General features: G+C 38.2%; 1 protein-coding gene. It reads left to right on the forward strand.

Going from position 1 to position 2069, the window contains the following annotated elements:
• Positions 1 to 10 precede the first annotated feature (10 nt).
• Positions 11 to 2069, forward strand: a 2059-nt coding sequence (locus tag DRF60_RS20785; protein WP_238640273.1) for a DUF6443 domain-containing protein, incomplete at its 3' end; no start/stop codon positions are given.

The following is a 2069-nucleotide window of genomic DNA, read 5'->3' on the forward strand; positions in this document are numbered from 1 at the left end:
TTAACACACGATGAAAAAGATAATCATTCCAATAAGTCCTTTGATTGTGACAGGACTAGCCTATGCACAGACAACCCCAAGTACTACAGAAAATTACGTTTATTCAAAAACATATCTTTCAGACCCTGCCCTTTCAACCCCAAAGACCTCAGAAACCGTCCAGTATTTTGACGGGTTGGGAAGACCAAAACAGATAGTGAATATCAAAGCTTCACCACTAGGAAGAGATGTGGTTACCCATATCGAATATGATGGATTCGGAAGACAGGTAAAAGACTTTTTGCCTGTTCCACAATCTGGAACCCTGAATGGGGCTATTGTTCCTGGCCCTCTTGCCAACGCCACCCAACCCGGGATTTATGGTTCAGAAAAGATCTATGCAGAAAAAATACTGGAAAATTCACCATTAGACAGAATCCAGCAGCAGATTCAGGTAGGAACTGCCTGGACGGCTAATCCTGTTAAATTTGATTATGATACGAATATCAATGAAGATTATGTAAGAAAATATGAAACTACTACAACATGGGTAGATGGCAGAACCCAAACCTCTGTTCAGCTTCTTCAGTATTTCCAGCCTTCACAACTGTATAAAAATACAGTAACTGATGAAGACGGGAATAAAACCATAGAATTCAAAAACGGTAAAGGGCAGGTTTTACTCGTTAGAAAAGTATTGAATTCCTCACAGAACACAGATACTTATTATGTTTATAATGAATATGATCAGCTGGCATTTGTGATACCACCTTTAGCATCAGCTCCCACTGTGGAATCTGCTACAATGGAAAACCTCTATTATCAGTACCGCTATGATGGCAGAGGAAGACTTGTAGAAAAGAAACTTCCTGGTAAAGGCTGGGAATATATGGTATATGACAAACAGGATCGTTTGATTGCAACACAAGATGCCGAATTAAAAAACAAAGGACAATGGTTGTACACCAAATATGATCAGTTTTCAAGGGTTATCATGACTGGAATATCCCAGGCCATGGGCAGCTCCCGTCTGGAAGAACAAAACTATGCAGATACCAAAGGTAGTAACAACGAAACCCGAACCTCTGCACTGACCATCAACTATAGTGGTATGGATGTATATTATTCCGTGACATCAGGATACCCAAAATTTGATAAGGTATATAATTTTCTGAGTCTTAATTATTATGACACCTATCCCACAGGATCACCTGCTGTTCCTTCTCAGATTCTGGGAGAAAATGTTCTGCAGGAAAATACGCAGAATTCCACTGTAAGCACAAAAGGACTGCCCACTGCAAGCTATATTAAAAATACAGAAGCCAGCGATTATGGGTGGACAAAGAACTACACCTATTACGATACCAAGGGAAGATCTATTGGAAGTCATTCCATTAATCATCTGGGAGGCTATACCAAAACAGAATCCAAGCTGGATTTTGCGGGAGTTCCACAGACTGTCATTACCAGACATAAAAGATTGAATACAGATACGGAAAGAGTTATTACAGAAAATTTCACCTATGATCACCAGAACAGGCTGCTTGTTCATAAGCATCAGGTAGATAGTAACGCCGAAGAAATTCTTGTTCAGAATAAGTATAATGAACTTTCCCAGCTTGAAAACAAGAAAGTCGGAGGAATTAGCCTTGGATCACCACTTCAAAGTATTGATTATAAGTACAATATCAGAGGCTGGATGACCAGGATTAATGATCCTAAAAACTTAGTTAATGGAAAATTATTTGGTTATGAAATAAAATACAACCAAATTGAAGGATTAGAAACTCCGAATTTAGATTATACCGATTTAAAAGTTAAAGCTAAATATAACGGAAATATTGCCGAGGTAGATTGGAGAACCTCCACTACACAAGGGGATAATCTTAGAAGATATGGATACGTATATGACAGTTTGAATAGACTACAGGCAGGGTTTTATCAAAAAGACACTAATCCTTCTGCAAAAGAATATTTTGAAAAAATAAGCTATGATCTGAATGGTAATATTACCAATCTGAAACGATCTGAAGGATTACAGGGAGGCAGTATTGCAATGACTATAGATGATCTTAGCTATACTTACACAG

It is taken from the genome of Chryseobacterium elymi, assembly GCF_003385495.1.
In the GTDB taxonomy this organism is placed as follows: Bacteria; Bacteroidota; Bacteroidia; order Flavobacteriales; family Weeksellaceae; genus Chryseobacterium; species Chryseobacterium elymi.